Origin of the sequence: Pseudoxanthomonas mexicana (assembly GCF_046736355.1) — a bacterium.
Taxonomy (GTDB): Bacteria; Pseudomonadota; Gammaproteobacteria; order Xanthomonadales; family Xanthomonadaceae; genus Pseudoxanthomonas_A; species Pseudoxanthomonas_A mexicana_B.
The window spans coordinates 2,470,423-2,489,245 of the sequence record NZ_CP157201.1; the positions used below are offsets into that span (position 1 = coordinate 2,470,423).

General features: G+C 69.5%; 12 protein-coding genes. 6 read left to right on the top strand and 6 right to left on the bottom strand.

All coding sequences use genetic code 11. The features are described from left to right. Nucleotides 1-9: 9 nt before the first annotated feature. Nucleotides 10-1,338 carry an exodeoxyribonuclease VII large subunit gene (xseA, locus tag AAG688_RS11460; protein WP_411832369.1) on the top strand — a complete coding sequence of 443 codons (1,329 nt, stop codon included), beginning with the start codon at nt 10-12 and terminating at the stop codon, nt 1,336-1,338. 201 nt (nt 1,339-1,539) lie between these two features. Continuing rightward, complete coding sequence (locus AAG688_RS11465; protein ID WP_411832370.1) at nt 1,540-3,276, top strand: vWA domain-containing protein; 1,737 nt, start codon at nt 1,540-1,542, stop codon at nt 3,274-3,276. 36 nt (nt 3,277-3,312) lie between these two features. On the opposite strand, the gene AAG688_RS11470 is transcribed toward AAG688_RS11465, so the two are convergent. Continuing rightward, on the bottom strand, nt 3,313-6,219 hold the full coding sequence (locus AAG688_RS11470) for an EAL domain-containing protein (protein WP_411832371.1): 2,907 nt from the start codon (nt 6,217-6,219) through the stop codon (nt 3,313-3,315). Nucleotides 6,220-6,460: 241 nt separating this feature from the next. Between AAG688_RS11470 and AAG688_RS11475 the strand changes: the two genes are divergently transcribed. From AAG688_RS11475 to AAG688_RS11490, 4 genes are all read left to right on the top strand, one after another. Next, nucleotides 6,461-7,021, top strand: a complete 561-nt coding sequence (locus AAG688_RS11475; RefSeq protein ID WP_411832372.1) for an RNA polymerase sigma factor — start codon at nt 6,461-6,463, stop codon at nt 7,019-7,021. After that, a complete protein-coding gene (locus tag AAG688_RS11480; RefSeq protein ID WP_411832373.1) occupies nt 7,018-8,067 on the top strand; it encodes a hypothetical protein in 1,050 nt (349 codons plus the stop codon). The genes AAG688_RS11475 and AAG688_RS11480 overlap by 4 nt, the downstream gene beginning before the upstream one ends. Next, nucleotides 8,064-8,648, top strand: coding sequence for an IMPACT family protein (locus AAG688_RS11485; protein ID WP_411832374.1), 585 nt, complete (start codon nt 8,064-8,066; stop codon nt 8,646-8,648). The genes AAG688_RS11480 and AAG688_RS11485 overlap by 4 nt, the downstream gene beginning before the upstream one ends. 149 nt (nt 8,649-8,797) lie before the next feature. Beyond that, nucleotides 8,798-10,582, top strand: coding sequence for an ABC transporter transmembrane domain-containing protein (locus AAG688_RS11490; RefSeq protein WP_411832375.1), 1,785 nt, complete (start codon nt 8,798-8,800; stop codon nt 10,580-10,582). A 181-nt stretch (nt 10,583-10,763) separates the two neighbouring features. On the opposite strand, the gene AAG688_RS11495 is transcribed toward AAG688_RS11490, so the two are convergent. From AAG688_RS11495 to AAG688_RS11515, 5 genes are all read right to left on the bottom strand, one after another. Continuing rightward, the gene (locus AAG688_RS11495) at nt 10,764-11,312 is read right to left on the bottom strand and encodes a YdeI/OmpD-associated family protein (RefSeq protein ID WP_411832376.1); all 549 of its coding nucleotides are present in this window, start codon (nt 11,310-11,312) and stop codon (nt 10,764-10,766) included. Nucleotides 11,313-11,429: 117 nt separating this feature from the next. After that, the gene (locus AAG688_RS11500; protein ID WP_411832377.1) at nt 11,430-12,161 is read right to left on the bottom strand and encodes a putative type VI secretion system effector; all 732 of its coding nucleotides are present in this window, start codon (nt 12,159-12,161) and stop codon (nt 11,430-11,432) included. Then, nucleotides 12,158-15,040, bottom strand: coding sequence for a T6SS effector BTH_I2691 family protein (locus tag AAG688_RS11505; protein ID WP_411832378.1), 2,883 nt, complete (start codon nt 15,038-15,040; stop codon nt 12,158-12,160). The genes AAG688_RS11500 and AAG688_RS11505 overlap by 4 nt, the downstream gene beginning before the upstream one ends. Beyond that, nucleotides 15,037-15,957 (bottom strand): DUF4123 domain-containing protein, encoded by a 921-nt coding sequence (locus tag AAG688_RS11510; RefSeq protein WP_411832379.1) that lies wholly within the window; start codon nt 15,955-15,957, stop codon nt 15,037-15,039. Before AAG688_RS11510 ends, AAG688_RS11505 begins: the two co-directional genes overlap by 4 nt. A 79-nt stretch (nt 15,958-16,036) precedes the next feature. Beyond that, on the bottom strand, nt 16,037-18,811 hold the full coding sequence (locus AAG688_RS11515; RefSeq protein WP_411832380.1) for a type VI secretion system Vgr family protein: 2,775 nt from the start codon (nt 18,809-18,811) through the stop codon (nt 16,037-16,039). Nucleotides 18,812-18,823 lie beyond the last annotated feature (12 nt).

Consider the following 18,823-nt stretch of genomic DNA (forward strand, 5'->3'; position numbering starts at 1 on the left):
CCTTCCCGCATGACCGCCGATGCCGACGCCATCCTCACGCCCAGCCAGCTCAACACGCTGGCGCGCGACCTGCTCGAAAGCGCCTTCCCGCTGATCTGGGTCGAGGGTGAACTGGGCAACGTCACCCGCCCCGCCTCCGGGCACCTGTACTTCACCCTCAAGGACGCGCGCGCGCAGGTGCGCTGCGCGATGTTCAAGCCCAAGAGCAGCTGGCTGAAGTTCATCCCGCGCGAAGGCCTGCGCGTGCTCGCGCGCGGCCGGCTGACCCTGTACGAGGCGCGCGGCGAGTACCAGTTGGTGCTCGACCACATGGAGGAAGCCGGCGAAGGCGCGCTGCGCCGCGCGTTCGAGGAACTGAAGAACCGGCTGGCCGCCGAAGGGCTGTTCGACAGCGAGCGCAAGCGCCCGCTGCCGGCCCACCTGCGCCGGATCGGCGTGATCACCTCGCCCACCGGCGCGGCGGTGCGCGACGTGATCAGCGTGCTGGCGCGGCGCTGGCCGCTGCTGCAGGTGGAGGTGCTGCCGGTGCAGGTGCAGGGCGAGACGGCCGCCGCGCAGATGGTGGCGATGCTGGCCCGCGCCAACGCCAGCGGCCGCTACGACGCGCTGCTGCTGGCGCGCGGCGGCGGCTCGCTGGAGGACCTGTGGGCGTTCAACGACGAGCGGCTGGCGCGCGCGATCGCCGCCTCGCCGACGCCGGTGGTGTCGGCGGTCGGGCACGAGACCGACTTCACCCTCGCCGATTTCGCCGCCGACCTGCGCGCGCCGACGCCGTCGGCGGCGGCCGAGCTGATGGTGCCGGACCAGCGCGATGCCATCGCCCGCCTGCGCGCGCTGCAACGGCGGCTGGCGACGTTGCAAGTACACCGCCTGCGCCAGGCCATCCAGCGCGCCGACCGCGCCTTCCTGCGCCTGCACGCGCAACGGCCGCAGGCGCGGCTGGACCTGCTGCGCCGCCGCCAGCAGGACGCGCTGCGCCGGCTGCGGCAGCAATGGCACCAGCAGCAGCAACGCCGCCACGCGACGCTGCGCCATGCTGCCGCGGTGCTGCGGACCTGCTCGCCGCAGCGCCGGCTGCAGCAACTACGCGAACGCCTGCACGCCCTGCGCCTGCGTCCGCAGGGCGCGATGGTCGCCACGCTGCGGCGCGACGCGCTGAAGCTGCGCGCGCTGGCGCGTTCGCTGGAAACCGTCAGCCCGCTGGCCACGGTAGCCCGCGGCTATGCGTTGATTACCCGCGAGGACGGCACGCTGGTGCGCTCGGTTGCGCAGGTCGAACGCGGCGACCGCGTGCAGGCGCGGCTGAGCGACGGCGAGATCCGGCTGCGGGTCGAATAACCGGCCCGAAGCCGGATTTCCAACCGTGGGAGCGACGTCAGTCGCGACGGGCCTCACCGATGGAAAACGTCGCGACTGACGTCGCTCCCACGGCCCGCCTCCCACATCGCTCCCCCCACCCGCCTCGCCTTTGGCGCGCACGTCCAACCCCACTCCCCGGCATGGCCCGTTCGATGGCTTGTCCACCACGGGAGAACCGCCATGCAACACCGTCTCGCCTGCCTGAGCCTGCTCGCCGTCGCGCTGCTGGCCGCCTGCAAGTCCACGCCCTCCGGCGTCGCGCAATCCGCGGCAGAACCGCCTGCCGAAGCCACCGCCGATGCCGCCTACGAGCTCCATGCCGCCAAGGCCACGCGCGAGCGGCGGGCGATGGCGGCGCAATCGCGCACGGAAAGCGCCATGCGCGAGGCCTATACACCTCCCGCGCCCGCTGCGCCTCCCGCACCATCCGTCGCCTACCTCGTGCCGCCCCCGCAGGCCGGCCTCCCCGCTCCCGTCGCCAACACCGAGAAGTACGCCGCGCGCGAGGACAACCCGGTGCAGCGCGCCAGCGAGCAGCCGGTCTCGACCTTCTCCATCGACGTGGACACCGGCAGCTACAGCAACGTGCGGCGGATGCTGCGCCAGGGCGTGCGGCCGCCGGCCGACGCGGTGCGGGTGGAGGAGTTCATCAACTACTTCGACTACGGCCATCCCGCGCCCGCCAGCCGGCAGGCGCCGTTCCGGGTGACCACCGAGCTGGCGCCGGCGCCGTGGAACGCGCAGCGCCAGCTGCTGATGATCGGCATCAAGGGCTACGACGTGCCGAAGGCGACGCTGCCGCCGTCCAACCTGGTGTTCCTGATCGACACTTCCGGCTCGATGGATTCGCCCGACAAGCTGCCGCTGCTCAAGCAGGCGTTCGCGATGCTGGTGCCGCAGCTGCGCGCGCAGGATCGCGTCTCCATCGTCGTCTACGCCGGCTCGGCCGGCCTGGTGCTGCCGCCCACGCCCGGCGATCGCCACGACGAGATCCTCGCCGCGCTGGATCGCCTGCAGGCCGGCGGCAGCACCAACGGCGGCGACGGCATCCGCCTGGCCTACTCGATGGCCAGGCAGGCGTTCGTCCGCGGCGGCGTCAACCGCGTGATCCTCGCCACCGACGGCGACTTCAACGTCGGCACGGTCGGCCAGGGCGCGCTGGAGACGCTGGTCGCCGACCAGCGCAAGGCCGGCATCGCGCTGACCACGCTGGGCTTCGGCCAGGGCAACTACAACGACCACCTGGCCGAGCGCCTGGCCGACGTCGGCGACGGCCAGCACGCCTACATCGACAGCCCGCTGGAGGCGCGCAAGGTGCTGGTCGAGCAGATGCAGGCGACCCTGCTGACCATCGCCAACGACGTCAAGATCCAGATCGAGTTCAACCCGGCCGCGGTCGCCGAGTACCGGCTGATCGGCTACGAGAACCGCGTGCTCGCGCGCGAGGACTTCGCCAACGACAAGGTCGACGCCGGCGACATCGGCGCCGGCCACGAGGTCACCGCGCTGTACGAGATCACCCCGGCCGGCTCGCCCGCGACGCGGCTGCCGGCGCTGCGCTACGCCGCCGCTGCGCCCGCCGGCAGCAACGACGGCGAACTGGCGCACCTGCGCCTGCGCTACAAGCTGCCCGGCCAGTCCACCAGCCGCCTGATCGAAACGCCGATCCCGGCATCCTCGCTGACCCATGCGCCCGGCGAGTCGCTGCGCTTCGCCAGTGCTGTGGCCGCCTACGCGGACCTGCTGCGCGGCGGCACGCACATCGACGGCTGGTCGTGGGACGACGCCCTGCGGGCCGCGCGCGGCGCCCAGGGCCGGGATCGCCACGGCCTGCGCCGCGAGTTCGTCGAACTGATCGAGCAGGGCCGCCAGCTCGTGGCCCGCGAGGCCGACGCCACCCCGCGCATCGCACACTGAGGGCAAGGCCGCGCACGGACGCGCGGCCGCCGGGGTTCAGGCCACCAGCACCTGGCTGCAGACCTCGGCGGCGGGGCGGCCGAACAGGTAGCCCTGGCCGAAGCTGCAGCCCAGTTCCAGCAGCGCGCGGCGCTGCGATTCGGTTTCCACGCCCTCGGCGATGGTGTCGATGCCCAGCGTGCTGGCCAGCGCCAGGATCGCGCGCACCAGCGCCAGGCTCTCCGGCCGGCCCTCGTCGCCGATGCCGGCCACGAAGCTGCGATCGATCTTGAGCACCGAGATCGGGAAGCGGTGCAGGTAGGACAGCGCCGAGAAGCCGGTGCCGAAATCGTCCAGCTGGGCGAGGATGCCGTGCTGGCGCAGCGTGCGCAGCGTGCGCAACGTGCGCGGCGCGTCGTCCAGCAGCGCCACCTCGGTGATCTCCAGCCGCAGCCGCGAAGGGTCGGCGCCGATCACGTCGAACATCGACAGCAGCCGGTCGGCGAAGCTGGGCGAGCGGAAATGCCGCGGCGACACGTTGACCGAGATGTAGCCCTCGCCGCCGCGCGCGAGCTGGTGCACGACCTGCTCGTACAGCAGCCAGTCGACCTGCTCGATGAGGCCGCTGTCCTCGCCCAGGCTGATGAACTCGGGCGGCGTCAGCAGGCCGCGGCGCTCGTGCTGCCAGCGCAGCAGCGCCTCGTGGCCGATGATCTCGCCGTCGTCCAGGCGGATGATCGGCTGGTAGTAGGCGAGGAAGTCGCGGTGGTTGATGGCGCGGCGCAGGTCCGCCTCCAGGTCCAGCGTGTGCATCGCCGCCTCGCGCATCGCCTCGTCGAACATCGCGCAGCGGTCGCGGCCCTCCTCCTTGGCGCGGTACATCGCCGCGTCGGCGTCGCGCAGCAGTTCCTCGCCGTTGCGGTAGCGCGGGTGCCAGACCGCGATGCCCAGGCTGGCCGAGGGAAACAGCTCGCGCCCGGCCACCCACATCGGCCGGCCCAGCACCGCCAGCAGGCGCTGGGCGAGATCGAGCACGTTCTCGTCGCCGTCGGCGTACTCGACCAGGATCGCGAACTCGTCGCCGCCCAGCCGCGACACCACGTCGTTGGCGCGCACGCTCATGGTGATGCGGCGCGCCACCTCGATCAGCAGCTCGTCGCCTGCGGCGTGGCCGATGCTGTCGTTGACCAGCTTGAAGCGGTCCAGGTCCAGGAACAGCACCGCGAACGCCTGGCCGTCGCCATGCCGGGCGCGGTGGATCGCCGCGGCCAGCTGCTCCAGCAGGTGCGGGCGGTTGGGCAGGCCGGTCAGCGCGTCGTGGGTGGCCTGGTGGGTCAGCCGCTGCTCGGCGCGCAGGCGCTCGCCGATCTGCGCCAGCAGCTGCGTGTTGGCGTCGGCCAGCTCGCGGGTGCGCTCCTCCACCCGCCGCTCCAGCTCGGCGTGGGCGGCGCGCAGGCTTTCCTGCGCGCGCTGGCGGGCCAGGCCGTTGCCGATGTTGTGGGCGACGAAGGCCAGCAGGTTCTGGTCGTGCGGGGTGTAGCTGACCTGCGGCGAATAGCTCTGCACCACCACCGCGCCGACCACGTCCTCGCCGCGCAGCAGCGGCACGCCGAGCCAGCTGTTGGCCGGCGGGCCGTGCTGCAGCACGTCGCCGCGGCGGGAAAGCTCGCCGATGATCGCGCGGTCGGCCAGCAGCGGCTTGCCGGTGCGGATGACGTACTCGGTCAGGCCCTTGGCCATCTGCCGGGTCCGGCGCAGCGCGTCGCGCTCGTCGATCGAGTACGGGAACTGCAGCTCCTGCCCGTCCTCGGAAACCAGCGCGATGTAGAAGTTGCGCGCGTTGATCAGCTCGTCCACCACCGCGTGCACGTCGGCGTAGAAACGCTCCAGCGTCTCCGAAGTGATCGCCAGGTCGGTGATGCGGAACAGCGCGCCCTGCAGCTTCTCCGCGCGCTTGCGCTCGATGATCTCGGCCTGCAGGTCGCGGTTGCTGCGCTGCAGTTCGTGGGTGCGCAGCTCGACCCGCCGCTCCAGCTCGACGTGGGCGTGCCGGCGATCCAGCGCGGTGAGGATGTGCTGGGCCACGTAGCCCAGCAGCGCGCGGTCCTCGTCGTCGTAGCTGGCCGGGGTGTCGTAGCTCTGCACCACGATCGCGCCGCAGACGCGCTCGTCGCGGCGCATCGGCACGCCCAGCCAGTCCAGGCTTTCCGGCCCCTGGCTGGGATCGCGGCTCAGGCCCAGCCGCTGCCGGATCGCGCTCGACGGGCCGCGCAGCGGCTGGCCGTGGCGCAGCAGCGCGAAGGTCATGCTGTTGATCATCTCCTCCTCGCCGAAATCGCGCCCGGGGTCGGCGACGTAGGTGTCCTTCTGGTCGGCGAAGTAGAGGAAGCGCAGGGTGCGCCGCTGGTCGTCGTACAGCACGATGTAGCAGTTCTCCGCGTACATCAGGGTGGCGATGACGACGTGGATGCGGCGCAGCATCTCCGGCATCTCCAGGTCGGCGCCGGCCAGGTCGGCGATCTCGTACAGCGCCTGCTGCAGGCGCTTGGACTTCTCCAGCGACAGCACCCGCGCGTGCGCGCGCATGGCGTCGAGCATCAACGCGACGAAGCCCTGCGCCAGCGCCAGCCAGTCGGCCTGTTCGCCGGGCGAAAGCGCACGCGGCGACGCCACGGCCAGCGCGATCCGCGTGTTGCATTCCGGATTGTCCCAGGCATGCACCAGCACGCCGGCGGCCCCGTGCCCGGACGATGGCCCGGACAGCGCCTGCTCGGCCTGCCGGCGCAGCGAATCCGGCGCGCCGGGCGACTGCGCGCCGTCCTGCCCCAGCGCCCAGTCGCGCCAGCACACCGCCAGCGCCGCCCCTTCCGGCAGCCGCGCGTGCAGCAGCGCGAGGATTCGCGACACCGTGGAGAGCGCATCGGAACGCGCGGCGACTTCGTTGCTTGCGTTGCGGTTCGACATGCCGTCGCTGGCTGGGAGGAGGGACAGGAAGCGGCAAGGGCGCGCTTGCCAGGGCCGAGCATAGCGCCCGCAGGTGCATGCACCGCAAGTCCGGCGCCAACCCCGTTGCCCGTCCCCGGCCGTTGCAAGATGCATGCCTGCCGCCGCCGTTCTGCCGTCGCCCTGCCCCCTCGGCCTGGACCACCGCCCCCGCGCATCCGCCGCGCGTGGCTTCACGGCGACCGCCCCAGCGCTTACGCTGATGGCGGTGAACGACGCCGCCGAACCCGCCGACGAGACCCTGATGCTGGCCTATGCGGCCGGGGACGCGCGCGCGTTCGAGCGGCTGTACGGCCGCCACCGCGCGCCGCTGTACCGCTTCCTGATGCGCCACCTGCGCAACGCCGCGCTGGCCGACGAGTGCTTCCAGGACGTCTGGCAGCGGGTCATCGCCGCGCGCGCCGGCTGGAAGCCGGAGGCGGCGTTCACCACCTGGCTGTACCGGATCGCCCACAATCGGCTCAACGACCACTGGCGCGCGCTCAAGCACCGCCCGCCCGCGCCGGAGGACGCCGACGAGCGCGCCGCCCGCGTCCCGGATCCGGACACGCCGGAGCGGCAGCTGTCGGAATTCGAGCAACGCCGGCGCCTGCAGCAGGCGCTGGAGGAACTGCCGGACGAGCAGCGCGAGGTGGTGCTGCTGCGGCTGGAACAGGAGCTGACCCTGGAGCAGATAGGCGACATCACCGGCGTGGGCCGGGAAACGGTCAAATCGCGGCTGCGCTACGCGATGGACAAGCTGCGCGCGAGGCTGGGCAAATGAGCGCGCGCGAACCGTTCACCGCCGAGGAGCGCGCCCTGGCCGAACGCCTGGCCCGGCTGGACGCGCACGCCCAGCCGTCCGCGGAGCTGGACGCGCGCATCCTGGCCGCCGCGCGCGCGGCCACCGTCGCCTCCGCCCCGCCGCAGCCGTACCGGCGCGCGCGCTGGCCGGTGGCGGCCGGGCTGGCCGCCTCCGCGGTGCTGGCGGTCGGCATCGCCTGGCAGTTGCGGCCGTTGCAGGAAACGCCGGCCATCGTCGAGCAGGCGCAGCCGTCGGCCTCGCTCGTCGGTTCCGCCGACGCGGGTGCGCAAGACGCGCCGCCGCCGGAAGCGGCCGCAAGCGACACCTTCGCGGAGGAAACGGCCTCGCCGCCGCCGGCGCAGCTTGCCGAGCCGCCCGCCGCCGCCAGTCCCGAGCCATCCCGTCCGCGCCAGGAAACGACGGCACCGCGCCCGGTGCCGGCTGCGCCGCGCCAGGCCAGGGCCGTGCCGCCACCGGCGCCCGCCGAACCGGCCGCTGCCGCGCCTGCGCAACGCGCGCGCGGCGAGACCGCGCCTGCGGCTTTCCATCCGCCCTCGCCGCCTGCGCCGCCCGCTCCCGCCGCCCCGGCGCCCGCGCTCACCGTCTCGGCCCCCGCGTCGCAGGCCGCCGCCGGCCGTGCGCTCGACGCCGACACCGCCGAACAGGCCAGTCCCGCCAAAGCGACCCTGGATGCGCGCGACCTCGAAGCCGCCCGCCGCGCGCAGACCCAGCAGCGCGCCTTGCAGCAGCAGGAGCGGCGCGCGAACGCGGCCCGCCGCGCGGCCCCGGCGGAGGAACCGGCGCAGGACCGCGCCGCGTTCGCCCCCTCGCCGATCCAGCGCACCGACCTGCAACTGCCGGTGCCCGAGGACGCCAAGCTGTCCAGCGACGACTGGATCGAGCGCATCCGCCTGCGCCGCGACTTGGGCGACCGCGCCAGCGCCGCCGCCAGCCTGCGCCTGTACGTGCAGGAGCATCCTTTCCGCAAGGTGCCCGAAGACCTGCAAGCGCTGCTGACCGAATGAGCCACACCCTCGTCGCGGCGGCGACCCACCTGCTGGAGGTCAAGCACAGCCGTTTCCTGGTCCATGCCGCGCCGGCGGCCACGCCGGAGCAGGCGCTGGCCTTCCTCGCGCAGGTCGCCGATGCCGCCGCCACCCACAACTGCTGGGCCTACCGCATCGGCGACGAGTACCGTTCCAGCGACGACGGCGAACCTGCCGGCACCGCCGGCCGCCCGATCCTGGCGGCCATCGACGGCCAGGGCTTCGACCAGGCGATGGTGGTGGTTACCCGCTGGTACGGCGGCATCAAGCTGGGCGCCGGCGGGCTGGTGCGCGCCTATGGCGGCGCGGCCGCCGAATGCCTGCGGCTGGCGCCGAGGCGGCCGCTGATCGCCATGCAGAGGCTGTCGCTGGCCTGCACTTTCGACGATCTCGGCGCCGTATATGCGCAAATGGCGCTGCACGCGGCCGACAAGCACGAGGAAAGCTTCGACGAGCATGGCGCGCGCCTGCGCATCGAACTGCCCGCCGATCGGGTCGATGGCTTGAAAAACCAGCTGCGCGACGCCACCCGTGACAGGGTGCGGTGGAGCGAGGAGTGAGCGCAGAGGAGTGAGGAGTGAGTAAGAGCCGATGGCGGACGCCTGCTCCACTTTCTCGCCCATACTTGCCCTCCAACCCGCTGTCGCTGTTGCTGTTGCCATTTCCTCACTCCTCACTCCTCTGCGCTCACTCCTCGCTTCCAGCCCCCATGACCGACACCTCCCCCGCGTCCGAATCCGCGCCGAAGACTTCCGCCAGGGCGCGGCTGGGCACGCTGCGCGCGTTGTGGCCGTTCGTGCGCAAGCACACCGGCCTGTTCACCGCCTGGCTGGCAGCGCTGGCGGTGGCCTCGGCGGCGACGCTGAGCTTCCCGGTGGCGTTCCGCCGCATGATCGACGACGGCTTCAGCAGCGGCGGCAACATCGACCAGGTGTTCCTGCTGGTGTTCGCCGTGGTGGTGGTGCTGGCGCTGGCCAGCGCGTCGCGCTTCTTCTTCGTCTCGCTGCTGGGCGAAAAGGTCGTCGCCGACCTGCGCCGGCAGCTGTACGCGCACCTCATCGCGCTGGACGCGCAGTTCCACGACCGCAACCGCAGCGGCGAACTGGTCTCGCGCCTGTCGGCCGACAGCGAGCTGCTGCGCAGCGTGGTCGGCAGCAGCATGTCGGTGGCGCTGCGCAGCACCGTCACCGTCATCGGCAGCCTGGCGATGCTGTTCGTCACCAGCCCGCGCCTGGCCGCGTTCACGCTGGTGGGCATCCCGCTGGCGGTGCTGCCGATCGTGCTGGGCGCGCGCCGGCTGGAGAAGGCCTCGCGCGCCACCCAGGACCGCGTCGCCGACGCCAACAACCTCGCCAGCGAGACGCTGGGCGCGGTGCGCACGGTGCAGGCGCACGCGCGCGAGGGCTACGAGACCGGCCGCTTCGCCGAGGCGGTGCGCATCGCGGTGGACACCGCGCGCCGCCGCATCCGCACCCAGTCGCTGGTCACCGCCATCGTCATCACGCTGGTGTTCGGCGCGGTGGTGCTGGTGCTGTGGTCGGGCGCGCACGACGTCATCGCCGGTCGCATCAGCAAGGGCGAACTGGGCCAGTTCGTGTTCTACGCGCTGATCGGCGGCGGCTCGGTCGGCGCGCTGGCCGAAGTCTGGAACGAACTGCAACGCGCCGCCGGCGGCATGGGCCGCATCGCCGAACTGTTGCAGGAAACGCCCGCCATCCACCCGCCGGTGCAGCCGCGCGCGCTGCCGCAGCCGCTGCGCGGGGAGATCCGGCTCGAACAGGTGGTGTTCCATTACCCCGGCCGCCCGGACCTGCCGGCGCTGGACGGTTTCGACCTGAGCGTGCAGCCGGGCGAGACGGTCGCCCTGGTCGGCCCTTCCGGCGCGGGCAAGAGCACGGTGTTCTCGATGCTGCTGCGCTTCCACGATGCGCAGTCCGGCGTGGTGCGCATCGACGGCGTGGACCTGCGCGACCTCGACCCGGTGCGACTGCGCGAACGGATCGCGCTGGTGCCGCAGCAACCGACCCTGTTCGCCGCCAGCGCCGCCGAGAACATCCGCTATGGCCGCCTGGACGCCAGCGAAGCCGAACTGCGCGCCGCCGCCCGCGCCGCCGAGGCGGAAGCCTTCCTCGACCAGTTGCCGGAAGGCTTCGACACCCAGCTCGGCGAGCGCGGCGCGCGCCTGTCCGGCGGCCAGCAGCAGCGCATCGTCATCGCCCGCGCCCTGCTCAAGGACGCGCCCATCCTGCTGCTGGACGAGGCCACCAGCGCGCTCGACGCGCAGAGCGAGCGCGCCGTGCAGCAGGCGCTGGAACGGCTGATGGAAGGCCGCACCACCCTGGTCATCGCCCACCGCCTGGCCACCGTGCTCAAGGCCGACCGCATCGTGGTGATGGACGCCGGCCGCATCGTCGCCCAGGGCACCCACGCCGAACTGCTCGCCCAGGGCGGGCTGTATGCCGAACTGGCGCGGTTGCAGTTCCTCGACACATGACCGCCGAGACTGCGTGCTTGCCATAATCGCGGAGATTCCGTACTTGCTTACGGATTCCCGCGGATTCCGCTCGTGGCGATGCTGTCGAACCACGGACGCAAGACCGAAAAGTTGGCTTGCCTTGCGGGCATGATGGGACATTCAGACCTTGGATCCTATCCTGATCCTGTTGCCGGCTACCCTACTCTGCCGCCCTGGGAGCGCCGAGATTCTTGCCATAGATCCCGGAGCGATCGAAACAGCAGGCCCGCCGCTTGCCCGACGCGAGCATTGAACAGGCACTGGCGATCCTGCGCGCCCGCGTCTCGGGCTTCTTCGCCGTGACGATCCATTGGATCCAGTCGCGCCGCGCCACGGGCGTGATGTCGGACCACACCGCCCTGGCATCCGGCGCCGCCGCAAGGGCCTTGCGCAGATCGGCGGGAACGCGGGGCTCCGGCTCCTGCGCCACCGGCGCGATCTCCAGCGCGACGTCGTCGCCCACCCCGACGCCGGCCGCCTCCCGCATCGCCTTGCTCACCTTGAGCCAATGGCTGCCCTGGCCATCCGGTTCCAGCGTGGCCCGGAAAGGACGACCCGCGAAAGTACCCTCCACCGTGACCATGCTCCGCGTCGGCAGCTTCGCGCTCGCGCCTTCGGGCAGCAGCAGGAAGGCCCAGGAGGCCCCCTTCGGGCTCGCTGGCCGGAGCAGCCTGGCCTCAAAACGGATTCTGTCGATGCGTCCAGTCATGGCGGGAAAATAACAGAGCTCCGGCCATCGCGTGTCGCTGTGGCATGGCTGCCTCCCTGTCTTCACCGTTCTCCGGACTGATGTCGCCATCCCTTTCCGTTTGAATACAGGAAAAGTTCAGTAGCGAAAGTAGGTGAAGCCCAGTTCATCCGGATCTTCGGGCCGACGCAGGCGCCGGCTCTTGGCCGGAAGATCGATGTTTTCTACGTCACGCCAACCAAGGCGACCAAAGACGATTTCTGTCATTCGCACGAAGCCAATGTATTTGCGACCAACGCTCCAGGCGATGACAGAAAAAATAATCAAGGCGCCGATGCAACCATAAGAAAAGCCAAGAAACAGAGAAAACCATCCCCCTCCGCCATCAAAAACATTTATAAGAGCGAGCAAAATACCAACCAACAATGATGCCCCCCCCCAAGTCAGGAAACACCACCTTGCCACCATCTTCCAGTGCGCTTTGGAGCCGCGCGAGCAATGTGGGCGCATAGCGATAATACGGTCCACAGGACGAGCTATGCCGAATGCCTTCCATACAGTTCCCACCCTCTCCGCCACCACTTCCACTTCATCACCTTCGGCAAATGGCGACAGCCACAAGAACGCCTGCACCGGCTCACCTTCCACCTCAAACTCGGCCAAGTCTGCCTCCTCGTAAGTGTCTGTACTCTCACCCATCAAAGCAACACCCACACCAAGCAATCCCATCGCTGAAGCAGCCAGACCCGTCGCTGCCATTCCCCTGCGCTCAGATGCTGAGAAGAAGAAATCCTCGGTAGTACGCCGAACTCGATAGTTACGAATTCCCCCGCGCAGAATGCGACGTTCAGATAATTCCTGCTTTTTCATTGCAGCCCCATTTCCTTCAAGGCACTGTCATGGGCCGCTTGCTGATGCTTAAGCGCCGTGAACTGTTGGCCATGGCCAAATGGTGTCTTGTCAATCCATCTTTCCAGCTCATCAGGCGAGAAATACCAAATCGCCCCCTGCACCACCATGATTACTACAGTGACCTTCCAGCCCACTAACATCAGCACACTACGACCAATCGACACATATAAACCACGCTCCAATACCTTCTTACCAGCCTGCGTAGTCATCTGATGCCCAAGTGCCTGCGCTGCGCGTTCCTTCGCAGCCCTAGCGATGCCATCATCAATCCGTTCAAGCACCACGACTACGCCATTGCGGCCGACCATCCTTTGCAGAAGATGACCACTGGAGCTTAGTGCTGTTACAAAGAAGGCGCCAGATACCGCAATTCCAACAATGGCTTTTATTACAAATAAAGCCCCAACCAGGATATATCCACTTTTGATCTCCCTACGTAACTCAGAAATATCCACTACTACTTGAATGAGACTCGCACCGGCCGCCAGCCCACCACCCAGCGCCTTCCAGTTCGTTAGCGTCCTAGAACGTTCTCCCAGCAGTACCGCCATCGGCCCCAGCATCACTTGACTGTAGGCGGCCGCCGTGGACATAGCCGACGCCCCCAGCAGCGCCCAGTCGGCCCGGCTCTTGTCGGCCTTGAACATCAGCTTGAACATGCCCACCGTTTCGCACAGCGCCGCCAACATCGCCATCTTGGGCGTATGCTCCAGACGCAGGCTTTGCCAGCGCTGCCGCAATTCCTGCGTGCCGCGGTCGGCAACGACCGCGGCCATGGCAAGGTCCGCCGCCTGGTGGATGCTCCTGCCCTGGCTCTGGTGCAGGCCCACCTGCTCCAGGTACAGCGTGCGCAGGCGCGACTCGTGGCGCAGCTGGGTTTCTATCAACGCCCTGGAATCGGCCGGGTCCAGCGTCAGCCGCAGCGACAGCATGTACTGGACCAGCTTCTCCCCGAAATAATCGCTCACCGCGCCGACGCGCCACTTCTCGAAAACCAGGGTCCCGACGCTGCCCATCAGCTTGTCGACCCCAAGCGCCAGCATCTTGTAGTGCTCGAGCGGCCTGACCCGCGACGTCCCGCCCGCGTCGTACGCCACGTACAGCCCGGCCAGCGACTTCAGGCTTTTGATGGCGCCGTCCAAGGCGCCCACGACCGCCGTAACCACCAGATCGCGCCGACTGTCAGCCTGCGCCAGCGCGGCCTTGACCTCGCCGGCGGCGGTGCTCTGGTTCAACGCGACGGCCCGCCATACCAGCGACGCGGGATCGGTGGCATCGATATTGTCCACCAGTGCCTGCAAGACCTTCCGGCCTTCGGGGTCGCCCTCCAGCCCCGACAGCGCTTCCTCAATCACGATGTTGAACTGCCTGCCGTCCTGCTCGTTCTGCTTGTCGTAGTCTTCCAGGGTGTCCAGGAACAACGGCGTGGCCAGCCATGCCTTCAAGGCCGGCGTACGATCGCCGAGCAGACGCTCCCGCCATTGGTTGAGGCTGTCGAAATTGCGGATGAAGGCATCCAGCAACCGACGGACGATACGCTTCTCATAGCGGTCCCATGCCTTGCCGACCGCCTTCTCCTGCTGCTGCCTGAACTCTTCCCGGCGCCGGTGCAGGCGTTCCTCGTCGTATCGCAGCGCCTCGTCCAGCTTGCCCGGCTGGCTGGCGTATTCGGCGTCCATCCGCGCCCGCCGAGTCTGGAACTGCTGGAAATCGATGTCCCCGGACACGTACTCCGCGCGCATTTGCTCGTATTCGCCCAGCGCGGGCGTATCGCGCCGCGCATGCTCCAAGAACGGCACCAGCAGGTGGGCACGCCCATACGGGTCGCCGGCGTCGATACCCACCCACAGCTCCGTCTGGCCCGCCCGGTTCTGCGCGCCCTGTTCGACTGCGACCTTCCCCGCCTCCATCGACTGCATGGCGTGGATATGCCGCTCGTGCGCGTCGGAGAACCAGGTGAACCGGCCCAGCACGTCGTTGCGAAAGCCGTTCAGCTCGTGCGTGGTTCCCACGGCATCCCACAACGCCACCATCATCGGCCAGTGATTGGCATGCTCGCCACCACAGGCCGCCATCATGTGATTGAACAGCCCTTCCGCGGTGGCGCCGTCAGGGGCGCTGCGCCGCGACCAGCGGTACAGGCTGGAGCGCTGGCGCAGCCAGTCCACGTCGAAACGGCCGTCCCCATGGACCGCGGGGGGTGCGACCACATAGCCCTCGCAGGGAAACGTTTCAGGTTCGTTGGTGAGGGAGTTCCAGCCCAGCGCATCGTTGTATTCGACGATCACGCCGAGGTTCTCGGGCAGGGCGAGGATCAACTGGTGGTTTTTCGCCACGGCAGCGTCAAGCCACTGCGCCGGCTCTATCTTCTGCATGCGCCGTGCGCGCAGGCCCGCGTCGTCCTGGTAACGCTGCACGATGGCGTCGCTCCACTTGTGCTCGCTGAAGGCCAGCCAGGTCGTGGCGCACTTCTGCGGCTCCTCGATGACGAAGAAATCCTTGTTGAAGCCCGCGCTGCCGCAACGGGAACAGACCTCGGTCTTGTCGACGAGCCTGGCCGACGCCGTTCCCGACTGCCTGTGAAGCTTGCCCTCAGGCGAGACCGAATAGACCTGCCATCTCTTCGCCCCCAGGTGGTTCTTCTCGTAGTACACATACAGGTATCCCTGCCGCAGTACGCGCGCAGCGTATTTGACGCCCTGCGCCGGGACATCGACGACGCGTTCCCCGCTGAAGGAAAGCTCCCGGACGTTCAATTCCTCGGGTACCACCGTGTAGCGCGCGGGCATGACGGGAAGTCCGTATTTCGTGCATACCGGACACGGTTCCGTGTTCATTCCATTTTCTCCTCGCCGTATTCCATCGCGATGACACTCCAATCCTCGTCCTTCAGATCAGCAATCACGTAGCCGAACGCATCGTCGGCCATGCGCTCCCGTATGAGCCTGGCGATGGACGGATGTTGGTCGAAGCGCGGCGACACGCTGAACGCGCGCCACGCGAACTCCTCCAGATCCTCGGGGTTTTCGAACCCGTACCCGTAGGCGCGGCTCAGCGCCTGGGCAACCTGCCGGCAAAGCACGGGACCCGGGAGTTCCTTCGCGCTTGCCGTGATTCTTGCCCAGGCGCGGTTGAACGGGCGTATGTGGCCGAGTTCCAGCCATTGGCCACGTGAGAGCGCCGGGAAACCGGCATCGCCGATACCGCCATGCACACGCGCATACGATCGCGGCTGGCGCTCCCGCCCCGCGATGAACCAGCAGTCGATCGGCCCCAGCAACGCATCACGCTGTTCCTGGACGATCACATTCCAGGCCATGTCGAGCACGGAAGGGTCGTAGTAGCGGACGAGCGTCCTCTGTCCTGCAACACGCTGCTGGACGCAACGCGATGCAAGGTGCGCCGCGATCCTTCCGGCAGGCGCCTGGCTGAACAACCATCCGCCCACCCGATGGCCATCGGACTGGCGTTGCGACTGCGGCGCCCAATCCTCCATCGCCGCTTCGCAGGACATCGCCAGCAATGCGCTGCCGGCTGCGGTTTGCAGATGCAGCGCCAGCAGGGTCGGCCAATGGCTTTTGTCGATCAGCCCCGGCGCCAGGGGCACCTGAACCGGCGCCAGCGCATCGGTTCCGCCATAGGCGGCGTAGCGCTCCCCGAGTCCGGGCATGAAGTCGCGCAGCGTGGGATCGGTCAACAGATAGCAGTGCCGTTGCGGATGCTGCTGTGCGTATCGCGCCACCGCTTCGGCCATGGCGACGGCAGTCGGCGCAGGCTCCCCTACCCGTTCGACAACGAAAGCGTTCAATGCGACGGCCCCATGAGAACGAAGCTCACAGATCGACCGTGGCGGCGCCACTCTCGGCAGCCAGCCGATCCCGCTGCCTGCACCCCTTGAAGTCGGCCTCGCCGAGTTCCGGCTTCTGCGACCCCGCCCCCTGCGGCCCGCTCCACTCCTTGCGCGTGGCCTTGAACTCGATGGCGCCGGGCGCGCCGAGTTCGATGTCGCCGCCTTCGAGCTTGATGTAGGCGCCGGCCGCCGTCAGCAGCAGGTGCTTGCCGGGCGAGTCGAGCAGCACCCCGGCCTGCGTGCTGGCCAGCGTCACCCGGGTCTTCGCCGCCACCTTGGCCACGTTCTTGTGCGCCCGCGCGCTCACCTCGCCCTGCGCCGCGTGCAGGGCGATGCCGCGCTCCTGGTTCGGCTTGCCCTGCGGGGCCTGGCTGCCCAGCGTGAACAACGCGATGCCGCCGGCCGCCGCCAGCACCGCTTCGCCCTGGCTGGCCCAGTTCAGGTCCTGGCCGGCCAGCAGCCGCGTCTGCATGCCCGATACCCACACCTGGTCGCGCGGGGTCAGGCTAACGATGCCCGCCGGGCTGCTGCCCACCAGCAGCGGCAGGCTCCAGCCGGTCGTCTGCCCGTCGCCGCCGCCTGCCACCTGGCTGCCGTCCCAGGTCGCCCGCATCGCCTCCTGCAAGGCATGCAGGCTCGTCTGCGCAGGCAGCGTCGCAGGTTCATCAGGCAGCGTGGCCTGCTGCTGCCGCGCCGCGTCCTGCAAGGCCTGCAACAACGCCTCGCCCTGCGCGAGCTGGGCCTGCGCCTGCGGCGCCTCCATCTGGTGCCGACCCGGTTCGGTGGTCAGCAGCAGGCCCTGTCCGGCGCGCAACGCACCGTTGGCCTCCGTCGCCAGTTCCGCGCCGAACCCGCGCTCGCCCTCGCGCACGTTGTCCGCTCCGCCCTTCAGGTGGCCGAGCGTCAGTGTCGTGTCGCACTGCGTGGTGGAAAGCTGGATGCGTCCCTGATCGGGGGTGTCGTCCAGCCGCAGTTGCTGGTAACCGCCGCCGCCATCCTGGCTGCTCGCCAATGCCTGGCTCTTGAAACCGGTGTACACCGCCGCGTGCGCATTGCCGTCGAACCACGCCGGCGCATTGCCGGTCGCGCCGGCCGCGCCGCCAGCCACCTGGTTGTGCGGGGCGTCCGGCTGGCCGCGGCCGTTGTACACCGCGCCCACCACCACCGGACGGTCGATGTCCCCTTCCATGAACGCCACCAGCACTTCCTGGCCCTTGCGCGGCAGGAACACGCCGCCCCAGTTGTCGCCCGCCCACGGCGTCATCACCCGCACCCAGGTGCCGGCGCCGCCGTCGCCGGGGGCGTTGTCGTCGCCGCCGGGATGCGGATGGCCGCTGCTGCCGTTGCCGCCGCGCTGCCACACGAACTGCACCTTGATGCGGTGGTCGCGGTCACCCAGCACCGGGCCGCCGTCGCTCACCACGATGGCGCTCTGCATGCCGTCCACCGTCGGACGCGGATGCAGGTAGCGGCCGTGGCCGTCCTCGGTCTGCGGCCGGTAGGGGGTGGCCGCGGGAACGGCGGTGAAGACGTTGCGGTAGAAGCCCGTGCGCGGCGCCTGCGACAGCGCCACGTGCCCGACCGCCTGCACCACCGGATGGGCAGCGAAGTCCGCCACGTCCACGAACCCCTCCGGCAACGGCGCGCCCGCCGTCGCCGCCGCGCCCAGGCTGCGCTCCAGCGCGTCGAACACTTCCACCTCGAAGTTGTTGCGCGCTTCATGTTCCACCTGCACGCACAGGTAGCGACCGTCGGCGTTGAAATGCCCGCCCAGTTCGAACCTTGCGCCGGCCGCCAGCCGCCGCCATGTCCCCTGGCCCTGTTCCGTGCGTGCGCCTACCTGCATCGCCTCCAGGTGCTGTCGCACCCGCCGTTCGCCGGTGGCGCGGTCCGGATAGGCGTACGGACCGGCCGGGTCGTATTCCTCCACCGCCACCCTGCCGCAGGCCTGGCCCTCGGCCGATACCTCGCGCGCGTCCAGGCTGCGGTAGTCCCAACTGCGGCGCCGCAGCACACTGGCCTGCGCGCGGTACACGGTGGACCAGTGCTGGATACTGTCGCTGCGCTCGGTCGCATCGGCGCGGTGGTAGCGCACCTGTCCGGCTTCGGCGAAAGCCGCGTCGTAGTCGCCCAGCACCAGCGTGTGGCAGCCCAGCGCATCGCCGGAGGCGTCACCCTCGTGCTCGAACCAGAAACAGATGCCCTCCTCGGCCAGCAGCCGGCGGATGAAGGCTTCGTCGCTTTCCTCGTATTGCGTGGTCAGGCTGCGGCGGGCATAGACGGCGCGATCGGCCAGTTCCCAGCGCCAGGCCGGGGCCAGCGTGCCGGCATAATCGGCGAAGATGTCCTCGACGATCTCCACCACCGTCCTGTCCTGGAACACGTAGCTGTCCACGCGGTGGCGCAGCAGCGCCAGCCAGGGCTCCAGCACCAGCCGGTAGCGCGCCAGCCCGCCGTTGCTGCCCAACCGCTCGAAGCCGGTCACGTGGCCGTGGAAAGGCCGCAGCTGCGTACGCGAATCGGCGGTCAGCAGATCCAGCAGCGCCGGCTTGCCCAGCAGGGCGTCCAGCGACAGGTGCGCGTCCAGCGACAGCGCGGTCAGCTCGTGACGGAAACCGCCCCCATCCAGCCGCTCGCAACCGTGGAAGGTCTCCGCCACCAGCACGTTCGGACCCAGCGGCGTATGCAGGCGCAGCAGCCGATCGTGCTGGTCGGGATTGGCCAGCAAAGCGGTCTGGGCGACGGCGGGCACGTCCATGTGATGCTCCTT